Raw genomic sequence first — 6,501 nt, forward strand, 5'->3', positions numbered from 1 at the left:
GTGTAGACTTGTACAGAGCTTGCTACACCAGAATAGTGCGCTAAGTAAGTTTGATAGGAAATGTTGAGAGTAAAATAGTATTGCTTCATAGCCGTTAACCAAAATAGAGCGAGGAGACGTATCTATCACCTCGCTCTTAGTAGAGTTAAGATCCTTAAGATTCGAGCGCTTTTGTTACTTTTTCAAAGAGATCCCGAGCTAAATTATCCATTGACTTCAAAGTCTCCAACTCCGATTTCATCATTGCTTGACGAGTTTCATCGTAGAGCCTGAATTTAAGTAAAGGATCAATTAAACGCGACGCAACTTGGGGGTTACTATCATTGAGTTCACGCAGTATCTGCCCTGCAAAACGGTATCCCTCACCCGATTTTGCATGGAAATTAACTGGGTTTGCGCTGAGGAATGAACCAATTAAACTGCGGGTACGATTTGGATTTTTTAAGCTAAATGCTTCATGTTTCATGGTTTGTTGAATGGTATCCAAAACACTTGGCGCGGGGTTAGTCCCTTGCAGTGCAAACCATTTATCCATCACCAATCCATCGTGTTTCCATTTATTACTGTAATCATCCATCAGTGCTTGACGGCACATAAGCTGTGCACTATTCGCAGCGCTCATAGCGGCTATGGTGTCAGTCATGTTGTTGGCGCTGTGATACTGAGCCAGCACCAAATCATTGCCTTGGTCGGTATAAGCTAAATAAGCAAGGCAAGTATTGCGCAATGCTCGTTCACCAATTGCACTGTGTTCAATGCTGTATGCTGTCTGTTTTAAACTGTGGTAAACCGCATTGAGCTCATCTTGCAATGCGTTAGCAAGCTGTACTTTCATCGCTTTAAGTACGGTCGCTATAGCATCAACATCCACACGTTTATACCAACCTGAAACCTCATTATGGCTAGGCAATGAGAGCATTTCCGCAATAAAAGCAGGCTCTAGAGCCTCACTCAGTAACACACCACGGAATGCATCAACTACCGATTCAGGCAAATCCGCCGCCTTACCCGACTGCACTCCAAACACATTGCTACGGATATATTTGGCTAACAACATTTGGCCTGCATCCCAGCGAGCAAATTCGTTACGAGCATTGACCATCAAGAAGATAAGCTCATCATCACTGTAGTCATACTCCAGTTTCACTGGTGCTGAAAATTCGCGCAACAAGGAAGGGATCGGTTTCTCTGGCACATTTTCAAACACGAAGGTCTGCTTAGCCTGTGTTACGTTCAGTACATTAGAGATTCGCTTTCCGTTACATTGTAACTCAATTACATCACCATGAGCGGTGTATAACTCAACATCAAAAGGAATATGCAGCGCTGCTTTCTCTTTTTGCTCGTGCGTTGGTTCGGTTGTTTGCTCTACGGTTAAGGCATAGGTTTTCTGTTGTGCGTCATATTCAGTGCTCACTGAAACAATCGGTGTACCAGATTGGCTATACCATAAACGGAATTGGGTAAGATCGACGCCAGAAGCATCTTCCATCGCTGCCACGAAATCTTCGCAGGTAGCGGCAGTGCCGTCATGACGCTCAAAATAGAGCTTCATCCCTTTTTGGAAATTCGTTTCACCCAATAACGTATGCATCATACGAATCACTTCACTGCCTTTTTCATAGACAGTTAATGTATAGAAGTTATTCATTTCTATCACTTTATCGGGACGAATTGGGTGTGACATTGGGCTGGCATCTTCCGCAAATTGTGGCCCGCGAATAATGCGCACATTATTAATGCGATTCACCGCTCTCGACCCTAAATCAGACGAAAATTCTTGGTCACGGAATACCGTTAGGCCTTCTTTTAAGCTTAATTGGAACCAATCACGACAAGTAACGCGGTTACCAGTCCAGTTATGGAAATATTCGTGGCCAATCACCGCTTCAATACCTAAATAATCAGTATCGGTAGCGGTTTTTTCATTGGCTAGCACAAACTTAGAGTTAAAAATGTTGAGGCCTTTATTCTCCATCGCACCCATGTTGAAAAAGTCAACGGCAACGATCATGTAGATGTCGAGATCATACTCTAAGCCGAAGCGCTCTTCGTCCCACTTCATTGCGTTGATAAGTGATGTCATCGCATGAGAAGCGCGGTCGAGGTTACCTTTATCAACAAAAATCTCGAGGGCAACGTCGCGACCAGACTTGGTTTTATATTGATCACGTAATACGTCAAAATCACCCGCAACGAGAGCAAATAAGTAAGCAGGTTTCGGATGTGGATCTTGCCACTTCACCCAATGACGACCTTCTGCGAGATCGCCATGTTCGATACGGTTACCGTTACTTAATAAAAATGGGTAATCTTTTTTGTCAGCAATCACGGTCGTGGTGTATTTTGCAAGAACGTCTGGGCGATCGAGGAAGTAAGTGATGCGACGGAAACCTTCTGCTTCACACTGAGTACAGAACGCACCACCCGATTTGTATAACCCTTCTAGTGCGGTATTCGCTTCAGGGTTAATCAGTGTCACGATCTCCAATTCAAACTCTTGAGGTAATGATGAGATCGAGAGCCCGCTTTCAAGCAGCTGAAAATCTTGCCATTCGGTGCCATTCACTTTGAGCGATTTCAGCTCAAGGTTTTCACCATCCAGCACCAATTGGTTACTCTCTTTTTGCTGCTTAACGTGAGAAACGGCAGTCACTGTGGTGTTGGTATCAAAGAGATCGAATGTTAATTCGAGATCCGTAATGGTATGTGATGGAGATTGATAATCTTTGCGATACTTGGCTTGGGGTGTATGAGCCATGTCGGAATCCTTGTTGACGGAGTGAAATGTGACGTTTTTGATAAACATTCAGTAAGATGGCTATAGATCTAAGGCTTGTTATCATTAATAACAACCCCTCAAACCGAAAAACGAGGCATTTAAGACAAATACCCCGTTATTTCGCTGACAATTTACCCATATATCAACAGATTTCACTCATTGCCTTTCTTATGATAGAAGATTGCAAGACTACGGATTTACTCGCGCTAAAACAGCCGACATGGAACCATTTTCCACCTCTAACGTTAACATATCGCTAACAAGCGTATAGCGAGTATCATGTTCTCCGTCTTCATAAAGGAGCACCAAATGATCACCTTCTGTGTAGTACACCCCTTTATGGATCGATTCGTTACCATTAGCACCACTTACTCTGAACATAAATACAAAATCCGGCTGTAAAACGAGATCAAGTTGGTTAATGTCGGTTGCTATCGCATCTTCACCAAATATCCGTTTGCTAGACCACACCCCTGCCAACGCATTTGGTAAAGCTTTAGTGAACATAATGCCGTTTAAGTTGAGCATGTTGTGGTTCACTTGGTATTGATAAACTTGAGGTTGCGATGAATTAAGCCCCAAAATCAAGCTGTTATCGCTGGCGTCAAATTCACCTTCCCAGTGCTCCACATTATAATTTTTCTTTTGAATATCGATCTTGAAACGATAATTCGATTCCAAGGTCAGTTTAATAGAACGAAAATCATCGGAAGAAGTGTCAGGATTGGGGTTAAGTAGGTACCAATCACCAAGTAAAAAAGGGAGATCAAACTGAGTTAAGTCTTGATGAGTCTGCGTACCACTACTTTGACTTTGTGCCGCACTGGTGCTGATAAGAACAATGCAGGTAAAAATGATGCTTATCCATTTCATAACACGCTCCTCGCTTTTTTCTTAAGCTTAGAACCGGTTGTACGATAAAGCGAAATGTTTGATCTGTATCACGTTATTTATTTGGTTTAAATAAGATCAAAAAAGCGAGCACTAAGGCTCGCTTTTCATTGATACTGGTTGCTAATTTAGCATATCAACAGTGATCGCCACTGCTTCTTCTAAATAAACATCTGGAGCTTCATAATCTTTAGGTACATCTTGCAAGGTTTTATAGGGCTTCAAACCATTGGCGACTTGTCGCATGTTAATCCGCGCCAAACGCAATTCATCTGCCTTGTCACTTTCTTGCTTACGCACAGATTCATTGAGAGAAATTGTGTTGTCATCTTTCTCCGCTTTATACTTTGCAATATCCTCGTTAATGAAGCCGAACTCCATATCATTGGCAATACGAGCTTGATGCTGCGCAGATAGCTTAGCAATCAGTTTTTCATTAGCTTGTAACTTGTCGTATTTAGCTCGCTCAATTTGATCCCAAGGAAGCGCATTAGGTTCAACGCTCTCACCGGTATCTTTTGCTTCAATCGCAGTGGGTAACGCAATATCAGGCACCACACCTTTATTCTGCGTACTACCACCATCAATACGATAAAATTTCTGAATCGTATATTGAACGTAGCCTAATTCTTTATCAAACAAGTCGTAGATATGATTCAACGAGCGATGCTGTTGAACCGTTCCCTTACCGAATGAGTTTTCGCCAACAATGATCGCTCGTCCATAATCTTGCATTGCCGCTGCAAAAATTTCTGAGGCTGATGCGCTGTAGCGATTCACCAATACCGTCATAGGACCCTGATAACTGATTTTTCCATCCGTGTCACTATTAACGTTTACTCGTCCATAGCTATCGCGAACTTGCACAACCGGACCGCTTTCAATAAATAAGCCGGATAATGCCGTCGCTTCCGTTAATGCACCCCCACCGTTATTACGCAAATCGACGATCACGCCATCCACTTTTTTCTGCTTCAGTTCAGTCAGCAATTTGTCCGTGTCTTGCGCTAAACCGACATAGAAGCTAGGGACTTCAAGCACGCCGATTTTCTTGCCATTTTTCTCGATGATTTTTGATTTAACCGCTCGATCTTCTAAACGAATTTTGTCTCGAACAATAGTGACAACGTGACTTTTAGCGTCTTTACCTTCCGGCAAAACTTGCAACTTCACCTTAGTGCCTTTCGGGCCTTTGATCAGTTGTACGACATCATCTAAACGCCAGCCGATAACATCAACCATCTCTTTGCCATCTTGGCCCACACCAATAATACGATCGCCTTCACCCAACTGCTTGCTATTTGAGGCAGGACCACCCGCAACTAACGAACGAATGATGGTGTAGTCGTCGGTCATTTGCAGTACAGCACCAATCCCTTCCAATGAAAGATTCATTTCTGATTGGAACTGCTCGGCATTACGTGGAGAGAGATAACTAGTATGCGGATCAACTTCACGCGCGAAAGCATTCATATAAAGCTGAAATACATCTTCGCTGTGGGTCTGAGACAGACGTTTGATCGCGTTATTATAACGCTTGCCTAGCGTTTCTTTAATTTCCGGCCACTCTTTACCCGTAAGCTTTAAGTTCAGTGCATCATATTTGACACGTTGCTGCCATAACTTATCGAGCTCGGTTTTATCTTTCGGCCAAGCTGCTTTTGAGCGATCAAGTTCCATCGATTCATCGGCTTCAAATGTAATTTCTTTGTCGAGCAGAGAAAGCGCATATTGAAAACGCTCAAAGCGCTTTTGCATTGATAAGTTATAAACATCAAATGCAATTTGGTTATTGCCAGCCTTGAGTTGATCATCAAGTTGTGTCGACCACGTATGAAAGGAATCAATATCGCTCTGAGTAAAGATATTGCGGTTGTAGTCGAGCAGTTCGAGATAACGATTGAAGATAGCTTGCGAGAAATCGTCATTCAAGTTGAAGTGTTTGTAATGAGAACGAGTAAAACGGGAAGTCACACGCTTACTCGCCGTTTCATGCTGCATTTCTGGGGCAAGAAGAGGTAAATCTTCTTTGCTAAGAGTGGCTTCTAAGGCCTGAACGGATGACGCTGCTAGCCATAGGCCAGCAGCGATCAACGTTAATTTTGAACGGCATTTCATGCGTAGGAATTTCTCCTTTATGCGCGCAAGTGCTCCGCTTTCACAACCATTTGTAGGCCGTTGACAAGTTGAACGCGCACATCTTCCTTATTAACTTCAACAATGGTCGCAGCCATGTTTCCTTTACCCATGTTTACGTTCACTTGTTTGCCAGTGATCATTTCATCAGCATTTAAAGCGCGCGTCTCGACAGGTTTTTCAGCTTTTGGCGCTTTCGCTTGAGGACGACGAGCTTGTGCTTGAGGCTTTTTCGCTTTTGGTTGCTTCGCTTTTGCCTCTTCGCGTGCTTTTTGTCCTTGCTCTTTACGACGAGCCTGTACTCGAGCTTTACTTTCTGCCAATGCGGCTTGTGCGTGCTCTACATGTTCTTCTTCTAACTCTCCACATGGGTTGCCATCAAGGTCAACACGAGTTGCACCTAGTTTAACACCATGTAGATAACGCCATGACGACGTGTATTGTCTTAACGCAGCACGCAGCTGTGTTTTACTTACTTTTGAGTCTTCGTTTAGGCGTTCTGCAAGATCTTGAAAAATACCAATTTTCAAAGGCTTTGCTTCACCTTCTAAAGTAAAGCACTTAGGGAAACATTCAGCAATGTACGCAATAACTTCTTTGCTGTTTTTTAACTTTTCAGTGTTTTCCATGAGGATTCCTGGTTTATGCGGTCTTTCCGCGAGGCATTAAGATAAATATGTTCGGTATTATAG

At 43.1% G+C, this 6,501-nt stretch carries 5 protein-coding genes; all 5 read right to left on the reverse strand.

Annotation, left to right across the window (positions count from 1 at the left end):
- The coding region (locus AACT21_RS04795) for a DUF2835 family protein (protein ID WP_141138407.1) at nt 1-89 on the reverse strand (89 nt) is incomplete at its 3' end.
- Between the two features lie 65 nt (nt 90-154).
- Nucleotides 155-2,761 (reverse strand): aminopeptidase N, encoded by a 2,607-nt coding sequence (pepN, locus tag AACT21_RS04800; RefSeq protein ID WP_094164232.1) that lies wholly within the window; start codon nt 2,759-2,761, stop codon nt 155-157.
- A 210-nt stretch (nt 2,762-2,971) separates the two neighbouring features.
- Nucleotides 2,972-3,655: a hypothetical protein gene (locus tag AACT21_RS04805; protein WP_013856914.1), complete on the reverse strand. Its 684-nt coding sequence runs from the start codon at nt 3,653-3,655 to the stop codon at nt 2,972-2,974.
- Nucleotides 3,656-3,796: 141 nt separating this feature from the next.
- Nucleotides 3,797-5,791 (reverse strand): carboxy terminal-processing peptidase, encoded by a 1,995-nt coding sequence (prc, locus tag AACT21_RS04810; RefSeq protein ID WP_013856915.1) that lies wholly within the window; start codon nt 5,789-5,791, stop codon nt 3,797-3,799.
- A gap of 17 nt (nt 5,792-5,808) precedes the next feature.
- Nucleotides 5,809-6,438 (reverse strand): RNA chaperone ProQ, encoded by a 630-nt coding sequence (proQ, locus tag AACT21_RS04815; RefSeq protein ID WP_017044692.1) that lies wholly within the window; start codon nt 6,436-6,438, stop codon nt 5,809-5,811.
- Nucleotides 6,439-6,501 lie beyond the last annotated feature (63 nt).

It is taken from the genome of Vibrio sp. V08_P9A1T1 (assembly GCF_963874405.1).
Taxonomy (GTDB): Bacteria; Pseudomonadota; Gammaproteobacteria; order Enterobacterales; family Vibrionaceae; genus Vibrio; species Vibrio anguillarum.